Source organism: Enterobacter cloacae complex sp. ECL352, assembly GCF_020149545.1.
GTDB lineage: Bacteria > Pseudomonadota > Gammaproteobacteria > Enterobacterales > Enterobacteriaceae > Enterobacter > Enterobacter asburiae_B.
On sequence record NZ_CP083709.1, the window covers coordinates 4,666,275 to 4,689,799 of the forward strand.

A 23,525-nucleotide genomic window follows, 5' to 3' on the forward strand; every position below is an offset into this window, starting at 1 on the left:
TTACGCTCCGGTAAAATAAAGAAAGGGTACTGCGAGCTTTTCAGCCCGCAGCATGCTCTCTGGTTTTATTAAAAGAGTATTAAATAAGATCAGGAGTTATCAGATTTACGATCTCCGCCGTGACTGTTCTGTCCTCCTTTCTTACCCGCTTCAGAAGCGCGTTGCGGATCGTTTTTAAAGTTCCCACCGCTATGCTGGCCACCTTTACGTCCAGCTTCTGATGCTTTTTCACGGTCTTCAGCGAAATTACCGGAACCACCACGATGCTCTGCCATATTAAACCTCATAGTCATATATTGGTTATGTCAGTACGATACGAAAATATTCCGTATCACTCGTCGTTCGAGTAATAACTCTAGTCGCTGTGCGTCATCCGTCAAATGCGTTTTGCTATTTGCGGTTGCGTTATTTTTAAATATTTGTAAATTTGCGCTTCGCTTAAAATGGAAATATGGATAGACAGGAAGGACTTGTAAACAACCATTCAGATTAATCCTAACTTCGAGCTAAAAATTTGAAAGAAGAGGATAAAAATAATGGCGTACTCGAATTGGTTAATTTGCACTCAGAAGAGAGCCAAAAAATACTCCTTTATAGATAGAAAGCGGAACCCTAAATAATTATAAGGAAAATCCTGGATAAAAGCGTTCAGGTTGAAAGGGCGGTTCCGTTCGGCGCTGTTCAGGGGCCTGATAGCACACGGTTTGACCACTGTCGTCTTAAGATCACAATTCAGAAATTCTTCCCCCCGGAAGGAACGGGTTTCTCTACACTCCAGGTAATATTCACTGGAGGCATGACATCATGGCGAACACCATCACGGCTGATGACATTCGGGAACACTTTTCGCAGGCTATGTCGGCGATGTACCAGCAGGAAGTTCCGCAGTACGGCACCTTGCTTGAACTGGTTGCGGACGTAAACCTGGCGGTTCTGGAAAATAATCCACTATTACATGAACAACTGGCTAACGCCGATGAGCTTGCGCGCCTGAACGTGGAGCGTCACGGGGCGATCCGCGTGGGCACGGCACAGGAACTTTCAACCCTGCGCCGTATGTTTGCCATTATGGGTATGTACCCGGTCAGCTATTACGATCTCTCTCAGGCGGGGGTGCCCGTCCACTCAACGGCGTTTCGTCCGATAGAGGATGCGGCGCTGTGCCGAAATCCGTTTCGTATTTTTACCTCGCTGCTGCGTCTTGAGCTGATTGAAAACGTCGCGCTGCGCGAGCGGGCCGCGGAGATCCTGTCTCACCGCAACATCTTCACCCCGCGCTGCCTGGAACTGATCGACCTCCACGAGTCGGAAGGGCAGTTTACTGACGCACAGGCGCACAAATTTGTGCAGGAAGCGTTAGAAACCTTCCGCTGGCACCGCCATGCGACGGTCGATCAGGAAACCTATCTGGCGCTGCACAACGAGCACCGTCTGATTGCCGACGTGGTCTGCTTCCCGGGCTGCCACATTAACCACCTCACGCCGCGCACGCTGGACATTGACCGGGTGCAGGAGCTGATGCCGAAGTACGGCATCGAGCCAAAAATTCTGATCGAAGGTCCGCCGCGTCGCGAGGTGCCCGTCTTATTGCGTCAAACCAGCTTCAAGGCGCTGGAAGAGCCGGTGCTGTTTGCCGGTGAACATAAAGGCACCCACACCGCGCGCTTCGGTGAGATTGAACAGCGCGGCGTGGCGCTGACCCCGAAAGGCCGTGAACTGTACGATAGCCTCCTCGCCCAGGCCGGTACCGGTAAAGATAACCTGACCCATCAGCTGCATCTGCGGGAGATCTTTAGCGCCTTCCCGGACAGCGAAATGCTCATGCGTCGTCAGGAGCTGGCTTATTTCCGCTACCGCCTGACGCCAGCCGGGGAAGCGCATCGGCATGCGTTTCGTCCGGGCGACGATCCGCAGCCGCTGATCGAGCGCGGATGGATGGTTGCCCAGCCGATCACCTACGAAGATTTCCTCCCGGTCAGCGCCGCGGGGATTTTCCAGTCCAACCTCGGGAACGAAACCCAGGCCCGCAGCCACGGTAACGCCAGCCGCGATGCGTTTGAAGACGCGCTGGGATGCCCGGTGTATGACGAGTTTACGCTTTACCAGGAGGCTGAAACGCGCAGTAAACAGCGTTGCGGTTTGCTCTGAAATCGTTACTCTGCTGGGGTGTGATGGAAAAATTAAGGTCGTTATGCAAAATCCTTCCGCCCCTGTGGTTGAAACGCGCCAGGGCGCACTGTCTGGTTTAACCGATGAAAACGTCCACGTCTGGTGCGGTATTCCCTACGCCGCGCCGCCCGTGGGGGAGTGGCGCTGGCGCTCGCCCCGGCCGCCTGAACGCTGGGATGGCCTGCGCGAGGCCACGGCCTTCTCGCCCTCAAGCTGGCAAAGCAGCGAGTATTGTCAGGAGGTCGGCGGCGGCGATCCGGGCCAGTTTTCCGAAGATTGCCTCTACCTTAACGTCTGGTCTCCCGCAGAGCGGGCCGAGCCGCTTCCGGTTATGGTCTGGCTGCACGGAGGCGGGTTTACGATTGGTGCCGGAGGCCTGCCGCCGTATAACGGCAAAGCGCTGGCCACGCGCGGCGTGGTTGTGGTCACGATCAACTACCGTCTCGGCCATCTCGGCTTTTTCGCCCATCCCGCGCTGGAAGGTGAGGAAGGGCGCGTGGTGCATAATTTTGCCCTGCTGGATCAGATCGCCGCGCTCGAATGGGTGCGGGATAACATCGCCGGGTTTGGCGGCGATCCCGCCAATGTGACCCTGTTTGGCGAATCCGCTGGCGCGCGGAGCGTGCTCTCGCTGCTGGCCTCTCCGCTGGCAGCAGGATTGTTCCACAAGGCGATTGTGCAAAGCGGATACACCTTACCGGACACGCCGCGCGAGCAGGCGCTGCAAAAAGGGGAAGCGCTGGCCGCCCATTTCGGGCTGGAAAATGCGACCGCCGGGCAGCTGCGCGCCATTCCGCCCGAGGCGTTCTGGCCGCTCACCGCGCCGCTGAACGTCGCTCCGGCGCCTATCGCAGGAGACTGTGTTCTGCCGGAAGCCATGCTTGACGTCTTTTTCGCCGCCCGTCAGCATCCGGTGCCGGTGATGATTGGCTCCAACAGCGATGAAGCCAGCGTGATGGCGGTGTTTGGCATCGATCTCGCCGGACAAATCCAGAAGCTTCGCCGGGAGCGCCGCTTCGGGCTGGGGCTGATTAAGCTGCTCTACCCGGGCGTGAAGGGCGATGAAGAGCTGGGCAGGCAGGTGTGTCGCGACATGGCGTTTACCACGATGGGCTACGTGGTGATGCAGGCCCAGCAGCGCGTCGGTGGGTTGTGCTGGCGTTACTGGTTTGACTATGTCGCAGAGGCGGAACATGCCACGTACATCAACGGTGCCTGGCACGGCAACGAAGTTCCCTACGTCTTCGATACGCTCGGTCAGGTGGAGCCTTCACGACAGTACGTCAGTGAGCGAGATCTGCAGTTTGCTGCACAGGTGGCGGATTACTGGGTGAGCTTTGCGCGTGACGCGGGTCGTCGCGACATCCTACCCGGGCCGACGCACTGGCCCGCGTGCCGTAAAGGGCGGGACGTTCTGTTACGCATTGGCGTGAATAAACATGCAGCTTTCAGGCTTGAAAACCGCTTTATGCGCGCCCGCATGAGCCTCTTCAAACGGGTGATGAAGCACCACGTCAGCCTCGATTAAGCAAACAGGCGCGAAACGCCGCCAGTCCATTTTCCTCGCCTGGCGTTTCGCGCAGCACCAGCCGGTAGCTTGCGCCGGTTTTTATGCTTGTCTCATAGGGCCGTACCAGCCTTCCCGCGTGAATATCTTCTGCCACCAGCGTTTCGTCGGCGATGGCGACGCCGAGCCCCTGAATGGCGGCCGTAATGGCGAGATCCATCGTATCGAAGTGTTGATTTTTATGCATGGCAAAGCCCGGACCTTCCTGTTTCGTCAGCCACAGCGACCAGTCTGTCTTGTCCCTTGTCGGGTGCAGAAACGTCAGCGAACCCAGCGCAGCACCCGCCCGCACCGGGCTTATCACCGGGGTGAGCGCCTCTTCGAACAGCAGATCGCCTGCGCTCATGTGCGTGCCGAACACGATGGCCGCGTCGTAAGATTCGGTTTTGAAATTGACGTTGTGATCGGTGGTGGTGGTCAGCGCGATCTGCAGATCCGGATGCTCGAGCTCCACCTCCAGCAGGCGCGGCACCAGCCAGCGCATGGCGCAGGTGGGGGCCTTCAGCCGGATCACGGTGTGCTGGCTGCGGGCCTGGTCGGCCACGGACAGCAGCTGCTCGAAAGCGGACTGTAGCTCCGGAAGCAGGGCGCTGCCCTGCGGTGAGAGGCGCAGCCCGCGCGCGTGGCGTTCAAAAAGCGGAAAGCCAAACCACGCCTCAAGGGAGGCAATCTTACGGCTCACGGCCCCCTGCGTCAGACACAGTTCCGCCGCGGCATGGGTAAGATTGAGGTGACGCGCGGTGACTAAAAAAGCGTCGATGGCATTAAGGGGGAGCGAACGGCGTGACATAGAAAACACCTCAGCTATGCATTTTTCTCATGGCTATTATGACAACAATTCGATTGTCCCGACAGCACAGATGTTGTTTGAATAGTTATGCAATGTCCATGAGAAGGGAAAGAGGATGACTTTACGAACGCCAGTGCAAACGCGCTCCAAACTGCCGGATGTGGGAACCACCATTTTTACCGTTATCGGCCAGCTCTCGGCGCAGCATAACGCGATTAACCTTTCTCAGGGCGCACCGAATTTTTCCTGCGACCCGAAGCTGATTGCGGGCGTCACCCGCGCAATGGAGGCGGGGCATAACCAGTACGCATCGATGACCGGTCTGCAGCCGCTCAGAGAACGTATTGCCGATAAAATTGCCACGCTCTACGGCACGCAGTACGACCCTGCCAGCGAGGTGCTGGTGACCGCCAGCGCCAGCGAAGGGCTCTATTCGGCGATAAGCGGGCTGGTGCATCCGGGCGATGAGGTGATCTACTTTGAGCCGTCCTTTGACAGCTACGCGCCGATTGTCCGTCTGCAGGGGGCAACCCCGATTGCCATCAAGCTCACCGTGCCGGATTTTGCCGTCAACTGGGATGAGGTTCGCGCTGCGATCACCCCGCGCACGCGCATGATCATCATCAACACGCCGCACAACCCGAGCGGTCAGGTCTTCTCCGCCAGTGACCTGCAGCAGCTGGCGGCGCTGACGCGCAATACCGACATCATTATTTTGTCTGACGAAGTGTACGAACACGTCGTTTTTGACGATGAGCCGCACCACGGGATGGCCACGCACCCGCAGCTGGCGGAGCGCAGCGTGATTATTTCCTCTTTCGGAAAAACCTATCACGTCACCGGGTGGCGCGTGGGTTACTGTGTTGCACCGGCGGTACTGATGGACGAGATTTGTAAAGTCCATCAATTTTTAATGTTTTCTGCCGATACGCCAATGCAGCACGCGTTTGCTGAGCACATGGTCGACCCGCAAACCTGGCTGTCTCTGTCGGCGTTTTACCAGCGCAAGCGCGATCTGCTGCACAGCCTGCTGGCCGATTCGCCGTTTACCCTGCTGCCGAGCGCCGGATCGTTCTTCATGCTGGCGGACTACAGCCAGTTCAGCGACGAGCGCGACAGCGAGCTGGTGAAACGGCTGATCGTTGAGTACGGCGTTGCCACCATTCCGCTGTCGGCGTTTTATGCGGACGGTACGGATAATAAATTGATTCGTCTCTCTTTTGCGAAAGATGAGGCGACGTTACGGGCAGGTGCCCAGGCCCTGTGTCGGGTTAAACCACGCTGAGGAGTATGAGATGAAATTACGCGCGTTAGTTGTCGGCATGGGATTGCTGTGTACTTTTTCTTCCTTCGCGGCCACCGAGCTGCGTTACGGTTTGGAAGCGGAATATCCGCCGTTTGAGAGCCGCAATGCGGCGGGCGAACTGGAAGGGTTTGACGTTGAGCTGGGGAATGCCATCTGCAAAGCGGCAGCGCTGAAGTGCAGCTGGGTTGAAACCTCCTTTGATGCGCTGATCCCGGGCCTGGTGGCGAAGAAATTTGACGCCATCAACTCGGCGATGAACATCACCGAGCAGCGCCGCAAGAGCATTGATTTTACCCAGCCGATCTACCGTATTCCGTCGCAGCTGGTCGGCAAGGCCGGCACGGCGGTTGAGGCAACCCCAGAAGGGCTGAAGGGGAAAACCATCGGCGTGCTGCAGGGATCCATCCAGGAAACCTATGCCAAAGAGCACTGGGAAAAGCAGGGTGTCACCGTGGTGTCTTATAAAGATCAGAATATGGCCTGGGGCGATCTGCTGAATGGCCGTATCGACGCCTCGCTGGTCATGTCCGCGGCCGGGCAGGCAGGTTTCCTCAGCAAGCCGCAGGGGAAAGGGTTTGGCTTCATCGGCAAACCGGTGTCTGACGACACTATCCTCGGCAGTGGGATCGGTTTTGGGTTGCGTAAGGGCGACGAGGCCACCAAAAAGCAGCTTGATGCCGCGATTGATAAAGTACGTGCCGACGGCACGATCGCTAAACTCGCTGATAAGTACTTCCCGGGTATCGATGTCAGCGTAAAATAACCGCCTCATTAGCCCCGGCGAACGATGTCGCGCCGGGGCATTTTTAATACACTTCATCCTTCAAGCTGCCTCTGCGTTGGCTACGTCTGTTCACCCCAGTCACTTACTTAAGTAAGCTCCTGGTGATTCTCAGACTTGCCGCCTTGATCCAGCATGAATGATTTTGTGTATTTACTGTTTTTTACACCACTTTCGGGCCGTTCTGGTCGACAGAAAATATTTCTCACTTTGTTCATATAATCACCGGCCAACAATTGGATTCTTAACCATTTTTGTTTAGGCTGTGCGTTCTTTCTTGCCGTCATTTCGCCGAGCGCGAAACACATTCACACGACCATAAGGACGTTTTTCCAGGCATGAATCGCAGACGTTTTCTAAAAGGCTCGCTGGCAGTGGCAGCCCTGAGCGGCACATCTGGCCTTGCTTCCCTGTTTTCCAAAGCGGCATACGCTGCCGACTCTGACATTGCTGACGGACAGAGCCGTCGGTTCGACTTCTCCGTACTGCAATCCATGGCGCTTGACCTGGCGAAAACCCCGTGGGGTGGCGCGCCGCGTCCGCTGCCGAACACGCTGGCAACCATGACGCCGCAGGCGTACAACGCCATCCGCTACGATGAAAAACAGTCACTGTGGAACAACATTGAAGGGCGTCAGCTGGACGTGCAGTTCTTCCATATGGGGATGGGGTTCCGTCGCCGCGTGCGGATGTTCTCGCTGGACCAGTCAACCTCTATGGCGCGCGAGATCCACTTCCGTCCGGAGCTGTTCAGCTACGGTGAAACGGGTGTGGATACCAAACAGCTGGAAGGGCAAAGCGATCTCGGCTTTGCGGGCTTCCGCGCCTTTAAGGCGCCTGAGCTGGCGCGTCGCGATATTGTCTCTTTCCTGGGCGCGAGCTATTTCCGCGCGGTGGATGACACCTACCAGTACGGCCTTTCCGCGCGCGGTCTGGCGGTAGACACCTTTACCGACACGCCGGAAGAGTTCCCGGACTTTACCGCCTTCTGGTTTGAAACCGTCAAGCCCGGCGACACGACTTTTACCGTCTACACGCTGCTGGACAGCCCGAGCATCACCGGTGCCTATAAATTCGTGATCCACTGCGAGAAGAGCCAGGTGATTATGGAGGTGGAAAACCATCTCTATGCGCGGAAGGACATCAAGCAGCTCGGCATCGCGCCGATGACCAGCATGTTCAGCTGCGGCAATAACGAACGCCGCATGTGTGACACCATTCACCCGCAAATTCATGACTCCGACCGCCTGGCAATGTGGCGCGGCAACGGGGAGTGGATCTGTCGTCCGCTGAACAACCCGCAGAAGCTGCAGTTTAACGTCTATATGGACAAAAACCCGAAAGGGTTCGGCCTGCTGCAGCTCGACCGCGATTTCTCGCACTATCAGGACGTGATGGGCTGGTATAACAAACGCCCGAGCCTGTGGGTTGAACCGCGTAACGACTGGGGTAAAGGCGCGGTTGGCCTGATGGAGATCCCGACCACCGGCGAAACGCTGGATAACGTGGTCTGCTTCTGGCAGCCGGAAAAAGCGGTGAAGGCGGGCGACGAGCTGGACTTTAAATATCGTCTGTACTGGAGCGCCATGCCGCCGGTGCGTTCTCCGCTGGCCAACGTCTTCGCCACCCGTACCGGTATGGGCGGCTTCCCGGAAGGCTGGGCACCGGGCGAAAATTACCCGAAAGTGTGGGCCCGTCGCTTTGCCATCGACTTCGTCGGTGGCGACCTCAAGGCCGCTGCGCCAAAAGGCATCGAGCCGGTGATTACGCTCTCCAGCGGTGAAGCGAAGCAGGTTGAGATCCTCTACGTTGAGCCGTTTGACGGCTATCGCATCCTGTTTGACTGGTACCCAACCTCGGATTCGACGGAGCCGGTGGATATGCGCCTGTTCCTGCGCTGCCAGGGCGATGCCATCAGTGAAACCTGGCTGTACCAGTATTTCCCGCCTGCGCCGGATAAACGTAACTACGTTGACGACCGGATAATGCGTTAACGATCGATTCCCTCTCCCTTCGGGAGAGGGTTAGGGTGAGGGGCAATGACCGCAGCAAAATCCGAAATTATCCCGGTATCTGACGCTCTCGAGCTTCGCGCCGTCGAAGAGCGCTACGCCGCCGAACTGCATAATCTCGTCGTCAAAAACAAAACCTTTCTGCAAACCGCCTTTGACTGGGCGCAGCACGTGGGCAGCGAGGACGATACCCGCCGCAACGTGCAAAGTAACCAGATGCTGCACCAGCGCGGCTACGCCAAAATGTTTCTGATCTTCAAGTATGATGCGCTGGTTGGCGTGCTGTCGTTCAACACGATTGAACCGACCAACAAAACCGGCTATATCGGCTACTGGCTGGATGAAGGCCATCAGGGGCAGGGCATTCTTTCCCGGTCACTGCAGGCGTTTATGCGCTACTACGTCGAACGTGGGGAGATCCGCCGTTTTGTGATCAAGTGTCGGGTGGCGAATCAGCACAGCAACAGCGTTGCCGTACGCAACGGTTTTACGCTGGAAGGGTGCCTGCGGGAAGCGGAATACCTGAACGGTCGCTTTGACGATGTGAATATCTACGGGAAGATCTACGCCCTATAACGCCCCCAGCAGCGGGGTGCGGGTGATGCGCTGGTCGCCGTTAATCACTTTTTCGCCGCGCAGGTGAATGCTCTCCCCGGTAAACGCTTCGATGACCGCATCGTCGGTGATTTCAACCCGGTGCTCGATGAGCACATCTCCGCTGATCCGCGCGCGTCCCTGGATCACCACCTTATCGTCCAGCATGATCGGCCCGCCGCGCAGCCATGCCTGACCGCCAATCAGAACGTGGTGCTTGATGACGCAGTTTCCTTCCACCACGGCATTCTCCGCAATCTGAGAGCTGTAGCGCACCGTCGGAATAGCATCCTCGTCATAACCGGCAATCACGCGGGCGTTGCCATAGACCTTTGCGCAGTCGCAGACCCAGACGTTATTTATGTCGTTACCTTCGAGGATGGCGTTGTCGAATATTTCGGCGCGGTGCTCAACAAAGGCAAAATTCACCATCGCCTCGCCGTAGATTTGCGCCTGGTGCACAATGCGCGACTGGCTGACGGTCGCCTTATCGTAGATTTGCAGGATCTGGTCATGGTCCGGCGTCAGCCCTTTGGCGGCGATGATAACGCTGTTGTGCAGAACGCGGGCATCGCCGTAGAGATGGCATTCGCCCCGCACGCAGGAGTGCTGAATAGTGACGTTGTCACTTATTTGTGCCCCGTGGCTGACCTCTGCCGCGTCCAGCCAGCAGCTGCCGCTGATATGCGCATCGTGACTAACGATGCACGGCAGGGTAAGGCGCGCGTTGCCGGACACGACGGCACCGGCGAACACCACGCTGTTTTCGTCGTAGATCCAACAGTCGCCGTCCTGCGCGAGGGCGCGCTCATCGTCAACCCAGCCGCCTTTCGTACCAACCGTCACGTCGTTAAAATCCACTGTCGCGATAATCTGCCGCAGCGTGACGGAGCGGGTAGTGTCACCGTTTTTCCATTGCCAGAGGCGGGTTTCGTCGCTAAGGCGATATTTGTTCATCTTTAGGTCTCTGATAAGCGTCTTAACTAAACGTAGCAAATTTTTCGGTTTTCGAACGGCTGGCAACCAGACGGTAAACGCCTTAAAATGGCATTCAGAATGCACTTTCAAATTATGTAGGCTCAGGAAAAAATAATGACCGTCGACGAGAATTACTTCACAGAAAAATATGGCTTAACCCGCACCCATTCAGAGGTGCTGTTCAGTGCGGCACAGATTAAACCGGGTAAAACGCTGGATCTGGGCTGCGGCAACGGCCGCAACAGCCTTTATCTGGCGGCCAACGGTTACGAGGTGACCGCGTGGGATAAGAACCCGATGAGCATCGAGAATATCGAGCGCATTAAGTCGGAAGAAGGGATCGATAACCTCCACACGGCGATTAAAGATCTCAACAAGCTGAGTTTTGACGGCGAGTACGATTTCATTCTCTCCACCGTGGTGCTGATGTTCCTGGAGTCAAAAACCATCCCGGAACTTATCGCCAACATGCAGCGCTGCACCAAACCCGGCGGCTACAACCTGATTGTTGCCGCGATGGACACGGCGGATTACCCGTGCACCGTCGGCTTCCCGTTTGCGTTCAAAAGCGGTGAGCTGAGCAACTACTACGAAGGCTGGAAGTTGCTCAAATACAACGAAGACGTTGGCGAACTGCACCGCACCGACGAAAACGGCAACCGCATCAAGCTGCGCTTTGCCACGATGCTGGCGCGCAAGCCCGCTTAGCGGGCAGCAAGCAGGCAGATCTGCAGGGCGGTGTTGTAAGACGCCTCGAACGACGACAGCGGCAGGAATTCAAACTTCGAGTGGAAGTTATGCGCGCCGGTGAAGAAGTTCGGCGTGAGCAGCCCTTTTGCCGAGAGCGCCGCGCCGTCGGTACCGCCGCGCATGGGCGTTGGCTTCGGCGTGATGCCGAGCGATTCCATCGCCTCGAACATCAGATCGATGGCGCGCCTGTCTTCACCAATCGCATTGCTGATATTGCTGTAGGTATCTTCAATGCGATAGTCCACCCTGGCCGTTGGATGTTGGGCGGCAACCAGCGCGGCTACGTCGGCAATCTGCTGCTTGCGGGCGGCAAAGTTGTCCTTGTCAAAGTCGCGGATATTGGCCTTAAGAATGGCCTCGTTTTGCCCGGCCTGAATGCCGTTAAACCAGATATAGCCCTCACGCCCCTCGGTGCACTCCGGCGTTTGCTGGCGGTCAAAATGGTTGATGTAGTCAGTCGCCATCAGCAGGGGATTCACCAGCACGCCTTTGGCGGACATCGGGTGCGCCGTTACGCCGGTAAAGCGGATCTCAGCGGCTGCCGCATTAAAGTTCTCGTAGACAATTTCCCCCAGCTCGCAGCAGTCGATGGTCCAGGCGAAGTCCACGTCAAAGCGCTTAAGGTCCAGCGCTTTTGCCCCGTTCAGGCCGATCTCTTCGTCAGGCACAAACGCCACGACGATATCCCCGTGCTGATGTTCCGCCGTCAGGTTTTCCAGCACCGTCATGACCACCGTGACCGCCGATTTATTATCCGCGCCCAATACGCTGGTTCCGTCGCTGAAAATAATCTCCTCATTCGGATACGCCAGAATTTCAGGGTGCTCGTTAACCCGCAGCCAGATGTCTTTCTCTTTATTCAGGCAGAGATCTTCACCGGTAAAGGTTAATATTTGTGGATGAATATCCGGTGATAATCCCACGTCCACGGTATCAATATGGGTAATAAAGCCGATGCGCGGCGCACCGGGCACGTTGCCTTTTTTAACCGCCGTTACCGTGGCGAATTCATCAATCACAATATCGTCTAACCCCAGCTGTGCCAGCTCCTGCGCCAGCTCCCGGGCCATGTCGTGCTGGCCCGGCGTTGAGGGCAGGGTTTTGACCTTTGGGTCGCTCTGGCTGGTGATCGCGAGATAGCGGAAAAAACGGTGCGTTAATTGTCTGGAAAGCGGCGAGCCCATAGTGATTTATTCCTTATTTATTTTTCAGGTGTTTGCCACATCACTTTAATGTTATTTATGAAATGGCAAAAGAATTAATTAGCCGTCGAATTAAAAAGACAGGAATAAATGATGAAAAGCAAACTCACAACTATAACGCTGGCGCTTGCTGTACTCACGGTCAGTTCCACCGTCGCCGCGAAAACGCTGGTGTATTGCTCCGAAGGATCGCCGGAAAACTTTAATCCTCAGCTATACACCTCGGGAACCAGCGTGGACGCCAGCGCCGTGCCGGTCTATAACCGGCTAGTTGATTTCAAACCCGGCACCACGGAGCTGGTGCCAAGCCTGGCGGAGCGCTGGGAGGTGAGCGACGACGGCAAGGTTTACACCTTCCATCTGCGTAAGGGCGTCAAGTTCCAGAGCAATAAATCCTTCACGCCGACCCGGGACTTTAACGCCGACGACGTGATTTTCTCGTTTATGCGCCAGAAAGACGTGAATCATCCGTATCACAACGTCTCTAACGGCAGCTATTCCAACTTCGAAAGTCTGGAGTTTGGCAGCCTGATTACCGGCATTGATAAAGTTGATGACCACACCGTGCGCTTTACCCTGGCGCACCCGGAAGCGCCGTTTGTCGCCGATCTGGCATGGTATTTTGCCTCTATCCTGTCCGCGGAATATGCCGACGCGATGCTCAAAGCGGGCACGCCGGAGAAGGTGGATATGGAGCCTATAGGTACCGGGCCGTTTAAGCTGGCGCAGTATCAGAAGGATTCGCGGATCCTGTTTACGGCGTTTGCCGACTACTGGCAGGGGAAATCGAAGCTGGATCGGCTGGTGTTTAGCATCACGCCGGATGCCTCCGTGCGGTTTGCCAAAATTGAGAAGAACGAATGTCAGGTGATGCCGTTCCCGAACCCGGCGGACCTGCCGCGCATGAAGGCGAACAAAGACATCAACCTGATGAGCAAAGCCGGACTGAATACCGGCTTTCTGGCGTTCAATACCCAAAAGCCGCCGCTGGATAACGTAAAAGTCCGTCAGGCGCTGGCGATGGCCATCAATAAACCGGCCATTATTGATGCGGTTTTCCACGGCACCGGCACTGCGGCAAAGAACCTGCTGCCGCCGGGCGTCTGGAGCGCAGACAGCGAGCTTAAGGATTACGATTACGATCCTGAAAAGGCGAAAGCGCTGCTGAAAGAGGCCGGTTTTGCCAACGGCGTGAGCGTCGACCTGTGGGCGATGCCGGTGCAGCGTCCGTACAATCCGAATGCAAAACGCATGGCGGAGATGATTCAGGCCGACTGGGCGAAAATCGGCGTACAGACCAAAATCGTCACCTACGAGTGGGGCGAATACCTTAAGCGCGTGAAGGGCGGGGAACACCAGGCCGCGCTGATGGGCTGGACGACCGCAACGGGCGATCCCGACAACTTCTTTGGTCCGCTATTTACCTGTACCTCGGCAAACGGTGGCTCAAATTCGGCGAAATGGTGCTATAAGCCCTTCGATAAAATTATTGCGGAAGCAAAATCAACCACCGATCGCGATAAACGCGTGGCGTTGTATAAAGAGGCTCAGCAAATGATGCATGATCAAATGCCGGCGGTGATGATTGCGCATTCAACCATTTTCGAACCGGTGCGCAAGGAGGTGACGGGCTATGAAATTGACCCGTTTGGCAAACATCTGTTCTGGCAACTGGATATAAATCAGTAATTTTTCACTGCCCGGCACGCTTGCGGGCAGTCTTTTCGCAATTTGTGCTCCCCGCATCATTTTTTGTCACAACAAACCCGCCGGTCTTTTGCTATAACTTCAAATGCATACTTGCAGATAACATGGAAAACTATCATGCGTACTCAAACTTTTTTTAAAGTTGCAGTGCTTACTGGTCTGTTGGCGTTGGCGGGCTGTTCTTCAAAAGTCGCGGCTCCCGAACAATATTCTGGCTTTTTAAAAGACTATTCAGGCTTGCAGCAGACGACGTCTGCGACGGGTAAACCAACGCTGCGTTGGGTTGATCCTTCTTATAACGAAGCTAATTACGACAGTATTCTCTGGACGCCGATTACTTATTATCCTGCGCCTAAACCGACCACTCAAATTGGTCAAAAAACGCTTGATGAGCTGTTGAATTACACCAATAACAAAATGAAAACCGCTATTGGTACCCGTAAGCCAGTCGTGACCACGCCGGGTAAACACAGCCTGATTTTCCGCGGTGCAATTACCGGGGTGAGTTCGCAGAAAGAAGGTCTGCAGTTCTATGAAGTGGTGCCGGTCGCGCTGGTTGTAGCAGGTACGCAGATGGCAACCGGGCATCGCACCATGGATACGCATCTCTTCTTTGAAGGCGAACTGATCGATGCGGCCACCAACAAACCGGTCATGAAGGTGGTGCGTAAAGGCGAAGGTAAAGATCTGAACAACGAAAGTACGCCGATGACCTTTGCGACGCTGAAGCAGGTAGTTGATGACATGGCGACGGACGCCACCATGTTTGATGTGAAAAAGACCGCGAAATAAAATAAAACGGTCTGCTTAATGCAGGCCTTTTTATTTACGCCATTCGTAAGCGTCTGAACCAGGTTTCTGGTTTGGTAAACATCACCATATTTCCCCCCAGAATCAGCAATAACCCCACGATACCGTTGATATGCCAGACGTAGCCTTCATACACCGTTGAGATCGTCAGCGCCACCAGCGGGAAGAGCAGCGTACTGTAGGCCGCTTTGCCCGGACCGATACGTCCCACCAGCGTGAAGTAGGCACCAAAGGCAATCACCGAACCAAACACGGCCAGATAGAGCAGCGCGCCAATGTAGCTGATGGTCCACTCTGGCGCGAAGCTGTCGCCTCTGAACAGGGCAATGCAGCCCATTACCAGCGTGCCGTAGAGCATCGCCCAGGCGTTGGTGGTCATGGTTTCAAGGCCTTTTCGCTGGTGACGCATGCTGATCATGTTGCCCAGCGAGAAGCCGTAGGTGCCGAGCGCGGAGAGACCAATCCCGGTCAGGAGCGACGCGCTCCAGCCGCTGGCCAGCAGATCGTCCCAGAAGAGGGTGACGATCCCAGTCAGGCCCAGTGCCGCCGCCGTCCAGAAACGCGCGGGCGGGCGCTGCCCGAAGAAAATAAAGCTGTTAATAGCGTTATAGAGTACGGCCATGGAAAAGATCACCGATTCCAGCCCGGTGTTGATGTGCGAGGCTGCGGCGTAAAAACACCAGAAGTTAAAGCAGAAAACGCAGCATCCCTGGAGCATACAAAAGAGGTGATCCCGCAGCGCCAGCTTGCGCAGGCGGCGCAGGGCGATTAACACCACCATCATCGTGAGGCTGGCGACGGCGAAACGCCAGAAAATCGAGACGGGCGCCGCTACGGGCCCCTGCTGCAGGAAAATCGCAATCCAGGTGGTTCCCCAGATGACCACCACCAGTCCGTATAATAATGCGTTCATATTTTTCTCTTCTCAAACCACGGAAGCCCGCAGTATGCCGCTGAGATCGGTCAGGGGCTTTCACCGGCTTGCGGTCGACTTGCAAAATCTTGCGCTTTTTTCTTACCCGGGGGCTGGCAACGGGAGACAACTCTTCTTAGACTGATATTCCAGTCAATCACGCGCTTACGGTCATGTCTCACGCTTACGATACCTTTGAAACGCTTTGCCAACAGAATGCGGTCCTGCGGGAAACCGTCTCGCTGAATTCGGGCATTCAGCTGGCAGCGTGGTACAACAAGCACGATACGATAACGGTAAAAAGTAACCACCATACCCTGAGCCTGTACGTGGCGGACGGCTACGAAAGCTACCAAAAAACGCCGGGCGGCTGGAAGAACGGCGGGGGGCCGGACCGTTTCTGCTTGATGCCAAAAGAGAGCGAATCGACGTGGGATATCCGTGATGACCTGTCGTTTGTGCATCTCTACTGCACCGATGAACACCTGCGCGACGTGGGGGAAAAGATCTGGGACAAGCGCCCGCTTTCGCTGACGCTCGACGAGCGCATTTTTGGTAGCGATCCGAAAATCACCGCGCTGTATCGCCAGTTTTTGCTCGGCTGCGACTGGCAGCAGCACGCTAACCAGCTCACCCTGAGCACGGCCTCTACGCTGCTCCTGACCCATCTGCTGCAAAACTACTCTAACGTTCAGTGGAAGCTGCCGGTCGTCACCGGCGGGCTATCGCCATTCGTACTGCGTAACGTGCTGGCCTTTATCGAAGAGAACCTCGGGCAACCCCTGACGCTGGCTGAACTGGCGGCGCAGGCCGCCCTCAGCGAATACCATTTTGCCCGCATGTTCCGCCAGTCGACGGGGCTGGCGCCGCATCAGTACGTGATGCAGAGGCGAATGGAAAAAGCGAAGGCCCTTGTGCAGAACACGGCGACGCCGCTAACGGACATCGCCCTTGCCTGCGGGTTTAACTCCGCCAGCCACTTCAGCAACCGCTTTCGCAGCGCGACGGGCATGACGCCTTCGCAGCTACGCGCGGCGAGCGCGTGAAAACAGGGCATAGCACACGCCGCCCAGCACCAGCCCCCAGAATGCCGAACCGATGCCCAGGATTGTCACGCCGCTTGCGGTCATCAGAAATGTGACGATGGCCGCGTCGCGCTCCGCCTCGTGGCTCAGTGCCTGATATAAACTCCCGCTGATAGTTCCCAGCAGCGCCAGACCTGCGAGCGTCTGGATCCAGCTGAGCGGCAGAGCGGCCATCAGCCCGGTAATCGAGCCGCCGAAAATCCCCGCCAGCAGATAAAATCCTCCGGCTGCGGTGGCCGCCAGCCAGCGTTTACCGGCATCCGGATGCGCATCCGGGCTTTGACAAATGGCGGCAGTAATGGCCGCGATACAGATAGAAAAGACACCAAAAGGGGAAAACAGCAGCGCCAGCGCTCCCGTAAAGATGATAAGCGGCGAGACCGCCAGCGGGTAACCGGAGGCTTTCATCGTGGCGAACCCCGGCGCGTTTTGTGAGGCCATGGTTACCAGGAAGAAGGGCACGCCAATACTCACCAGGCTGGTGAAGGTGAACGTGGGGGCGATAAATTCAGGCATCACAAGCGAGAGCGTAAGCTTATCAGTGACAACGTCACCGCCCGCCCATGCCACGATACCGCCGACCAGCAGCGTGACCACGATGGCGTAGCGCGGTGCCAGCGCTTTTGCGATCAGCCACGCCGCAATCATGCTGCCGCACAGCAGAAAGTGACCCTCAAGATGCGCAAATGCGTGCAGGCCAAACTGCAGCAACACGCCTGCCAGCATGGCGGCAGCAAGCGAATGGGGGATCAGCCTCATCAGACGGGCGAAGAGCCCGGTGATGCCGCAAAGTAAAATGAGCGCGTTAGCAAAGATGAACACGCCGATCGTTTCCGGCAGCGTTACGCCGTGCAGGCTGGTGGCGAGCAGCGCCGCGCCGGGCGTTGACCAGGCGGTCAGCACCGGCGCTTTGTACCACCAGGAAAGCGCCAGCGTGCTGACGCCCATCCCAATCCCCAGCGCGGTCATCCAGCCTGCGATCTGCTGTGCGCTGGCACCAGCCGCCGCGGCGGCCTGCCAGATGATGGCGGCCGAGCTGGCGTAACCGACCAGCACGGCGACAAAACCAGCCAGGGCGACTGGAACAAGGTGAGAGGAAGGGCGCATGAAAACTCCGTTGTGCGTTATAACGTCCGATATAAGGTAACACTGTGCGCTATAGCGTACAAGTGGTATGCTGATCGCCATCAGGAGGGACTATGGACATCACACTACACCTTGCAACAACGCTGAAAACGCTGCGCCAGACGCGCGGCTGGAGTTTATCGAAGCTCGCGGACGAGACCGGCGTGTCAAAAGCGATGCTGGGGCAAATCGAGCGCAATGAATCCAGCCCGACGGTGTCGACGCTGTGGAAAATTGCCACCGGGCTGAACGTGCCGTTTTCCGCGTTCATCACGGCAGAGGCGGACCGGCATGCGGTGTTTGACCCGCAGCAGCAGGCGATGGTGGTCAAACCGCTTTTTCCGTGGGACGAGACGCTCGGGTTTGATTATTTCTCCATCACGCTGGCACCCGGCGCGCTGAGTGAATCCACGCCGCATGAGGCCGGGGTGATTGAACATGTGGTGGTGGTCAGCGGCGAGCTGGATATGAAGATTGAGGGCACGTGGCAGACGATTTCTGCCGATTCGGGCGTCCGTTTCGCCGGCGATAAACCGCACGCCTACCGCAACAGCAGCGACCGGACGGTGCATTTTCACTCTCTGATTCATTATCCCCGCTGACGCTACGCAAAACTGTTTCGCTGACGCATACTTCTGACTACAATAGCCGCCATTTTGACCATAACGGATAACGACGAAGTATGCGCCTGCAATCCCATCATCTTGAACTTTTAAGCCCGGCCCGCGACGCCGCCATTGCCCGTGAAGCGATCCTTCACGGCGCTGATGCCGTCTACATTGGCGGCCCGGGCTTCGGTGCCCGCCATAACGCCAGCAACAGCCTGAGCGATATTGCTGAACTGGTGCCGTTCGCCCACCGCTTCGGGGCGAAAGTGTTCGTGACCCTGAACACCATTCTTCATGATGATGAGCTGGAGCCTGCGCAACGTCTGATTACCGATCTCTACCAGGCCGGCATTGATGCCCTGATCGTCCAGGATATGGGCGTGCTTGAGCTGGATATTCCGCCCATTGAACTGCATGCCAGTACCCAGTGCGATATCCGCACGGTCGAGAAGGCGAAGTTTCTCTCCGACGTCGGCTTTTCGCAGATCGTTCTGGCGCGTGAGCTGAACCTGAATCAGATCCGCGATATTCACCAGGCGACAGACGCGACGATCGAATTCTTTATCCACGGCGCGCTGTGCGTGGCTTACTCCGGTCAGTGCAATATTTCCCACGCGCAGACGGGCCGCAGCGCCAACCGCGGCGACTGTTCTCAGGCCTGCCGCCTGCCATATACCCTGAAAGACGATCGGGGCCGCGTCGTGGCGTTCGAAAAACACCTGCTCTCCATGAAGGATAACGATCAGACGGCCAACCTGGGCGCGCTGATCGACGCGGGCGTGCGTTCCTTCAAGATTGAAGGGCGCTACAAAGATATGAGCTACGTGAAGAACATCACCGCGCACTATCGCCAGATGCTGGACGCCATCATCGAAGATCGCGGCGACCTGGCGCGCGCGTCGGCCGGGCGCACCGAACATTTCTTTATTCCGTCGACGGACAAAACGTTCCACCGCGGCAGCACGGACTATTTTGTGAATGCCCGTAAAGGGGATATCGGCGCGTTTGACTCACCGAAGTTTATCGGTTTACCGGTGGGCGAAGTGCTGAAAGTGGCGAAGGATCACCTTGATGTTGAAGTGACGGAACCGCTGGCGAACGGAGATGGCCTTAACGTGATGATTAAGCGTGAGGTCGTAGGCTTCCGTGCCAATACGGTCGAGAAAACCGGCGAGAACCGCTACCGCGTCTGGCCGAATGAAATGCCCGCCGATCTCTACAAGGCGCGGCCGAACGCGGCGCTTAACCGTAATCTCGATCATAACTGGCAGCAGGCGCTGCTGAAAACCTCCAGCGAACGTCGTATCGCCGTGGACATTGAGCTGGGCGGCTGGGAAGAGCAGCTGATTCTGACCATGACCTGCGAAGACGGCATCAGCGTGACGCATACGCTCGATGGTCATTTCGAGGTGGCAAACAACGCCGAAAAAGCGCTTAACAGCCTGAAGGATGGCGTGGCGAAGCTGGGCCAGACGATCTACTACGCGCGTGCGATCGACGTGGCTCTGCCGGACGCGCTGTTCGTGCCAAACAGCCTGCTTAACCAGTTCCGCCGCGAAACGGCAGAGATGCTGGATGCCGCGCGCCTGGCGCAGTATCCGCGCGGAAGCCGTAAAGCGGAAACCGTCCCTGCGCCAGTTTACCCGGACACCCATTTATCCTTCCTCGCCAACGTCTACAACCATAAAGCGCGTGAATTCTATCATCGCCACGGCGTGCAGCTGATCGACGCAGCCTATGAAGCGCATGAAGAGAAGGGCGATGTGCCGGTGATGATCACCAAGCACTGCCTGCGCTTTGCGTTTAACCTGTGTCCTAAGCAGGCGAAAGGGAACATTAAGAGCTGGAAGGCCACCCCCATGCAGCTGGTAAACGGCGATGAGGTTCTGACCCTCAAGTTCGACTGCCGTCCTTGCGAAATGCATGTGATTGGTAAGATGAAAAACCACATCTTCAAAATGCCGCAGCCCGGCAGTATCGTGGCGTCCGTCAGTCCGGACGATCTGATGAAAACGCTGCCGAAACGCAAGGGCAGCTAATTACCGAACGTGCGTGTCCGGTTTGCGCGACTTCTGCCACAGGTGGTGCTCGCGCAAACCCTCCGCCGACTCTTCCGCAGCGCTTCGCAACTCATCGCTGTCGGCTTCATGACGAAGCTGATGCGCCACATTCTTGACCAATAAATATTCGTGTCCTTTGTGCCCGGCCATAAGCTGGCCGGAAAACAGCGCACAGATAAGCATGACGAAAGATAACCCTTTTTTAATCATGGATTCACCGCTGAAAAAGAATGCGGGATAATCATGTCGATTATTTTTTAGGGTTATTATTCAAAAATTAAAATTAGCGAAAAGAAAATGTCAAATAATGTGGGTTCGGAATTACGGCTAAGATATTTCCTAAAAAACCATGACGCTTTGTAAAGTATCATTTCTGGACCTCAATTAGATATTTGCATTAAGGATAAACCTTATATAATAGTAAGTCTCTGGCTAAGGAACAGGTCATTTCTAAATGAAAAAAATAATAGCGCTTGCGCTTCTGGCGGTTGCTGTTGTGGCCGCTGCAGGGATTCGTTATGCAGGTAATGACGAACCAGAATATATTCGTTCTGCGGAAATTCGCGTGGGTTCCTATTTAACCAGCGATTATGGTGGCGTTGCCTGCTCCAGCAAAAAAATAAACGATCGGCGCTGGGAATTAGATTGTACTCATCAGGCACGAGGAAAAATATTCCAGTTTGCGGTGTATCCCTCTGAAAAAGCACCTTATGGTGTCGCCCGTTCCTTTTATCTTGAAGCCCTTAATGACGACGCAAAACAGAGCGCTGAGCAGGGGCTTATGCGTTATTTGCAGATCAATACCCATGCAGGTTAATAAGGTTGTTTAGCGTTCGTTAAGACAACAGGTGTTAGGTTGTAAGGGATCCGCAGCCCGGCCACGGAGTGTCGGGACGTAGAGACCAAAACACAAATCTATCCATGCAAGCATTTACCGCCAGTTATTGGCGGTTTTTTTTTGCGCAGGCCGTCGCGATAGGGTTATGGCATCAGTCGATAATGTGACTGCACCAGACCCGAAGGGAAACTGCGGCTGGATACCAGAATTAAATCGATATCCTGAGGAAGGGTTCCGAAAAGCGGTTTTCCCGCTCCGAGCAGGACAGGAACGGTCGTGATCACCATATCGGCCACCAGCCCTTCGCGCAGGAATGACTGGATCACCTGTCCGCCATCGAGATAGACCCGATGAACGTTCTGCGCAGCGAGATCGTCCAGCACCTCCTTTGGCGTCCGGGATGAAAACTGCACTTTTCCCTTTAGCGCCACAGGTACGGGCGTACCGGCCAGCTGTCGGGAGAGTACCAGCACGGGCCGTTCATAAGGCCATGCGTCAAAGGTCAGTACTTTCTCATAGCTACCCCGGCCCATCACGATCCACTCTTTGTCCGCGATGAACGCCTCATAGCCATGATCTTCTGTGGGATCGTCGCGCTGCAGCAGCCAGTCGATATCGTCATTCTGTCGGGCGATGTAACCATCAAGACTGACCGCGATAAAAACGTGTGTGGTGACCATCAGGTGCTCCGTATTACGAAAATTAAAAAATGAATCTTCCTCTTAGCGGAGAGGGGCCCCTTTGTAAACGTGTATTCTGAAGCAATAAGACTGTCTTCAGAATAATGACAGACTTACAGCGATGCCCTGGTCCGGCTGTAAATCGCCGAAGCGTTTCCATAAGGCCGGGGCGAGGCGCAGGGATGCGCCGAGAGGGCGTGGCCTGCAGGGATGCAGGCTCATGCCCGACCCGATAGCCTGAAGGAATAAGCTGAGGGCACCGCGAAGCGGCGATTTACCGCCGGGAGCCCGGGTCGCCAGGGTGGTGGCGATTGAGCCACCCTGGCACGTTCACAGGTTATGTCGTTAAAGAATAGCAAGGAACATAAAGTGAACGGAATGACCACCAGAGCCGTATGTTCCCCCTCACCCCAGCCCTCTCCCTCAAGGGAGAGGGGGGCGTCCGTGCAGGCATTATTTTGTGGGGAACCCTCAACCGTTAGCGGGCAGTACCCGGACGTGAAAATTGTTTGCGATACTGAGCCGGGGAAAGCGCGAACTGCTGGCGAAAATGATGACGCAGTGTCGACGCCTGACCAAACCCGGTCTGTTCAGCGATGCTGTCGATGCTCAACCGGCTGCTTTCCAGATAATCTTTTGCTCTCAGCAGGCGTTCATTGATTAACCAGCGTGCGGGCGTCGTCCCCGTTGCCGCCTCGAAGCGACGAAGGAAGGTGCGCTGGCTCATTCCGACCCGACGCGCCAGGGAGTCGACGCTGTGCGCCTCGATAAGATGCGTGTGCAGAAAGTCAAACAGCTGGCCGAGACGCTGGCTTTCCCGCAGCTGGGCTACCGGGCGGCTCAGCTGTTGTGGCTGTGAACCATCCCGGTGAGGGGGAATGACCAGCCGACGCGCCACGCTGTTGGCGGTTTCCATGCCATAATCCCGCCGCACAACGTGCAGACAGAGATCGATTCCCGCCGCGCTGCCCGCGGACGTCAGAATATCGCCTTCGTCCTGGTAGAGCACATCCTCAACCACGTCGATGTCTGGATAACGGGCTTTAAGCGCGTCGATGTAGCGCCAGTGGGTTGTGGCTTTGCGGCCGTTCAGCAGCCCCGTAGCGGCCAGCACAAACACCCCCGAACAGATGGAGAGCAGCCGGCATCCTCGCGCGCTGGCCTGGCGTAGTGCCTCGCAGAGCGCGTCCGGAACCGTTGAATCCAGCCCCCGCCAGCCGGGAACCACAATCAGGTCCGCAGACGCAAGCAGGCTTAAATCACCATCGGTAACGATGCGGATCCCGCCAGTTGCCCGAAGTTCACCGCTGTCCACGCTCGCCACCGCAAAACGATACCATTCATCGCCAAGCTCGGGACGCGGCAGGCCGAAGATCTCCACCGCTACGCCAAACTCAAAGGTACACAGACCGTCATACGCCAGCACGACTACCTGCGGGCGGGCAATTTGTCTTAAGTTTGTCATCTTTTTGCTGTTTTCTGGCATAAGCGAACGCATTCACGGGCTGAATTTGTGGATAGAGTAGTGTTAACACAAACGCCAAAGATGA

The 23,525-nt window shown here is 56.3% G+C and carries 22 protein-coding genes; 13 read left to right on the forward strand and 9 right to left on the reverse strand.

Features of this window, described 5'->3' with window-relative positions; all coding sequences use genetic code 11:
* Positions 1–89: 89 nt before the first annotated feature.
* Positions 90–275, reverse strand: a complete 186-nt coding sequence (locus LBF07_RS23030; protein ID WP_094935465.1) for a general stress protein — start codon at positions 273–275, stop codon at positions 90–92.
* A gap of 529 nt (positions 276–804) precedes the next feature.
* Between LBF07_RS23030 and LBF07_RS23035 the strand changes: the two genes are divergently transcribed.
* Positions 805–2,148 (forward strand): VOC family protein, encoded by a 1,344-nt coding sequence (locus tag LBF07_RS23035; RefSeq protein ID WP_094935466.1) that lies wholly within the window; start codon positions 805–807, stop codon positions 2,146–2,148.
* 43 nt (positions 2,149–2,191) lie between these two features.
* Positions 2,192–3,697, forward strand: a complete 1,506-nt coding sequence (locus tag LBF07_RS23040) for a carboxylesterase/lipase family protein (protein WP_094935467.1) — start codon at positions 2,192–2,194, stop codon at positions 3,695–3,697.
* On the opposite strand, the gene LBF07_RS23045 is transcribed toward LBF07_RS23040, so the two are convergent.
* Positions 3,684–4,526: a LysR family transcriptional regulator gene (locus LBF07_RS23045; RefSeq protein WP_094935468.1), complete on the reverse strand. Its 843-nt coding sequence runs from the start codon at positions 4,524–4,526 to the stop codon at positions 3,684–3,686. The two genes, LBF07_RS23040 and LBF07_RS23045, sit on opposite strands and share 14 nt — an antisense overlap.
* Before the next feature lie 115 nt (positions 4,527–4,641).
* On the opposite strand from LBF07_RS23045, the gene LBF07_RS23050 reads away from it, so the two are divergent.
* The 4 genes from LBF07_RS23050 to rimL all read left to right on the forward strand — a co-directional run bounded on the left by LBF07_RS23050 (position 4,642) and on the right by rimL (position 9,201).
* Positions 4,642–5,811, forward strand: a complete 1,170-nt coding sequence (locus tag LBF07_RS23050; protein WP_094935469.1) for a pyridoxal phosphate-dependent aminotransferase — start codon at positions 4,642–4,644, stop codon at positions 5,809–5,811.
* Positions 5,812–5,821: 10 nt separating this feature from the next.
* Complete coding sequence (locus LBF07_RS23055) at positions 5,822–6,595, forward strand: transporter substrate-binding domain-containing protein (protein ID WP_025756391.1); 774 nt, start codon at positions 5,822–5,824, stop codon at positions 6,593–6,595.
* 356 nt (positions 6,596–6,951) lie between these two features.
* Positions 6,952–8,607 (forward strand): glucan biosynthesis protein D, encoded by a 1,656-nt coding sequence (locus LBF07_RS23060; protein WP_094935470.1) that lies wholly within the window; start codon positions 6,952–6,954, stop codon positions 8,605–8,607.
* Between the two features lie 45 nt (positions 8,608–8,652).
* On the forward strand, positions 8,653–9,201 hold the full coding sequence (gene rimL / locus LBF07_RS23065) for a 50S ribosomal protein L7/L12-serine acetyltransferase (protein WP_094935471.1): 549 nt from the start codon (positions 8,653–8,655) through the stop codon (positions 9,199–9,201).
* Here rimL and ydcK read toward each other — a convergent pair.
* Positions 9,196–10,176, reverse strand: coding sequence for a YdcK family protein (ydcK, locus tag LBF07_RS23070; RefSeq protein WP_094935472.1), 981 nt, complete (start codon positions 10,174–10,176; stop codon positions 9,196–9,198). The two genes, rimL and ydcK, sit on opposite strands and share 6 nt — an antisense overlap.
* 132 nt (positions 10,177–10,308) lie before the next feature.
* Between ydcK and tehB the strand changes: the two genes are divergently transcribed.
* Positions 10,309–10,905, forward strand: a complete 597-nt coding sequence (gene tehB, locus LBF07_RS23075) for a tellurite resistance methyltransferase TehB (RefSeq protein ID WP_094935473.1) — start codon at positions 10,309–10,311, stop codon at positions 10,903–10,905.
* Here tehB and pepT read toward each other — a convergent pair.
* A complete protein-coding gene (gene pepT, locus LBF07_RS23080; RefSeq protein WP_094935474.1) occupies positions 10,902–12,131 on the reverse strand; it encodes a peptidase T in 1,230 nt (409 codons plus the stop codon). The genes tehB and pepT overlap by 4 nt on opposite strands.
* 111 nt (positions 12,132–12,242) lie before the next feature.
* Here pepT and LBF07_RS23085 point away from each other — a divergent pair, with 111 nt between their 5' ends.
* Both LBF07_RS23085 and LBF07_RS23090 read left to right on the forward strand, forming a co-directional pair.
* Complete coding sequence (locus LBF07_RS23085) at positions 12,243–13,838, forward strand: ABC transporter substrate-binding protein (RefSeq protein ID WP_094935475.1); 1,596 nt, start codon at positions 12,243–12,245, stop codon at positions 13,836–13,838.
* Positions 13,839–13,973: 135 nt separating this feature from the next.
* Positions 13,974–14,648 (forward strand): DUF3313 domain-containing protein, encoded by a 675-nt coding sequence (locus LBF07_RS23090; RefSeq protein ID WP_033145514.1) that lies wholly within the window; start codon positions 13,974–13,976, stop codon positions 14,646–14,648.
* 34 nt (positions 14,649–14,682) lie between these two features.
* Here LBF07_RS23090 and LBF07_RS23095 read toward each other — a convergent pair whose 3' ends face one another.
* Entirely contained in the window at positions 14,683–15,579 is an 897-nt protein-coding gene (locus tag LBF07_RS23095) for a DMT family transporter (RefSeq protein WP_045888391.1), read from the reverse strand.
* Positions 15,580–15,752: 173 nt separating this feature from the next.
* Here LBF07_RS23095 and LBF07_RS23100 point away from each other — a divergent pair, with 173 nt between their 5' ends.
* Positions 15,753–16,625: a helix-turn-helix transcriptional regulator gene (locus tag LBF07_RS23100; RefSeq protein WP_032657103.1), complete on the forward strand. Its 873-nt coding sequence runs from the start codon at positions 15,753–15,755 to the stop codon at positions 16,623–16,625.
* Here the strand turns inward: LBF07_RS23100 and LBF07_RS23105 are convergent.
* Positions 16,605–17,771 (reverse strand): benzoate/H(+) symporter BenE family transporter, encoded by a 1,167-nt coding sequence (locus tag LBF07_RS23105; RefSeq protein ID WP_094935476.1) that lies wholly within the window; start codon positions 17,769–17,771, stop codon positions 16,605–16,607. The two genes, LBF07_RS23100 and LBF07_RS23105, sit on opposite strands and share 21 nt — an antisense overlap.
* A gap of 92 nt (positions 17,772–17,863) precedes the next feature.
* On the opposite strand from LBF07_RS23105, the gene LBF07_RS23110 reads away from it, so the two are divergent.
* Both LBF07_RS23110 and LBF07_RS23115 read left to right on the forward strand, forming a co-directional pair.
* On the forward strand, positions 17,864–18,391 hold the full coding sequence (locus LBF07_RS23110) for a helix-turn-helix domain-containing protein (RefSeq protein WP_094935477.1): 528 nt from the start codon (positions 17,864–17,866) through the stop codon (positions 18,389–18,391).
* 80 nt (positions 18,392–18,471) lie between these two features.
* Entirely contained in the window at positions 18,472–20,436 is a 1,965-nt protein-coding gene (locus LBF07_RS23115; protein WP_039262504.1) for a U32 family peptidase, read from the forward strand.
* On the opposite strand, the gene LBF07_RS23120 is transcribed toward LBF07_RS23115, so the two are convergent.
* Entirely contained in the window at positions 20,437–20,667 is a 231-nt protein-coding gene (locus LBF07_RS23120) for a DUF2554 family protein (protein ID WP_033145520.1), read from the reverse strand.
* A gap of 244 nt (positions 20,668–20,911) precedes the next feature.
* On the opposite strand from LBF07_RS23120, the gene LBF07_RS23125 reads away from it, so the two are divergent.
* Positions 20,912–21,274: a hypothetical protein gene (locus LBF07_RS23125; protein ID WP_094935478.1), complete on the forward strand. Its 363-nt coding sequence runs from the start codon at positions 20,912–20,914 to the stop codon at positions 21,272–21,274.
* A gap of 164 nt (positions 21,275–21,438) precedes the next feature.
* Here the strand turns inward: LBF07_RS23125 and LBF07_RS23130 are convergent, their stop codons facing one another.
* Entirely contained in the window at positions 21,439–21,975 is a 537-nt protein-coding gene (locus LBF07_RS23130) for a dihydrofolate reductase family protein (RefSeq protein WP_094935479.1), read from the reverse strand.
* Positions 21,976–22,453: 478 nt separating this feature from the next.
* On the reverse strand, positions 22,454–23,461 hold the full coding sequence (ftrA, locus tag LBF07_RS23135) for a transcriptional regulator FtrA (protein WP_048981370.1): 1,008 nt from the start codon (positions 23,459–23,461) through the stop codon (positions 22,454–22,456).
* Positions 23,462–23,525 lie beyond the last annotated feature (64 nt).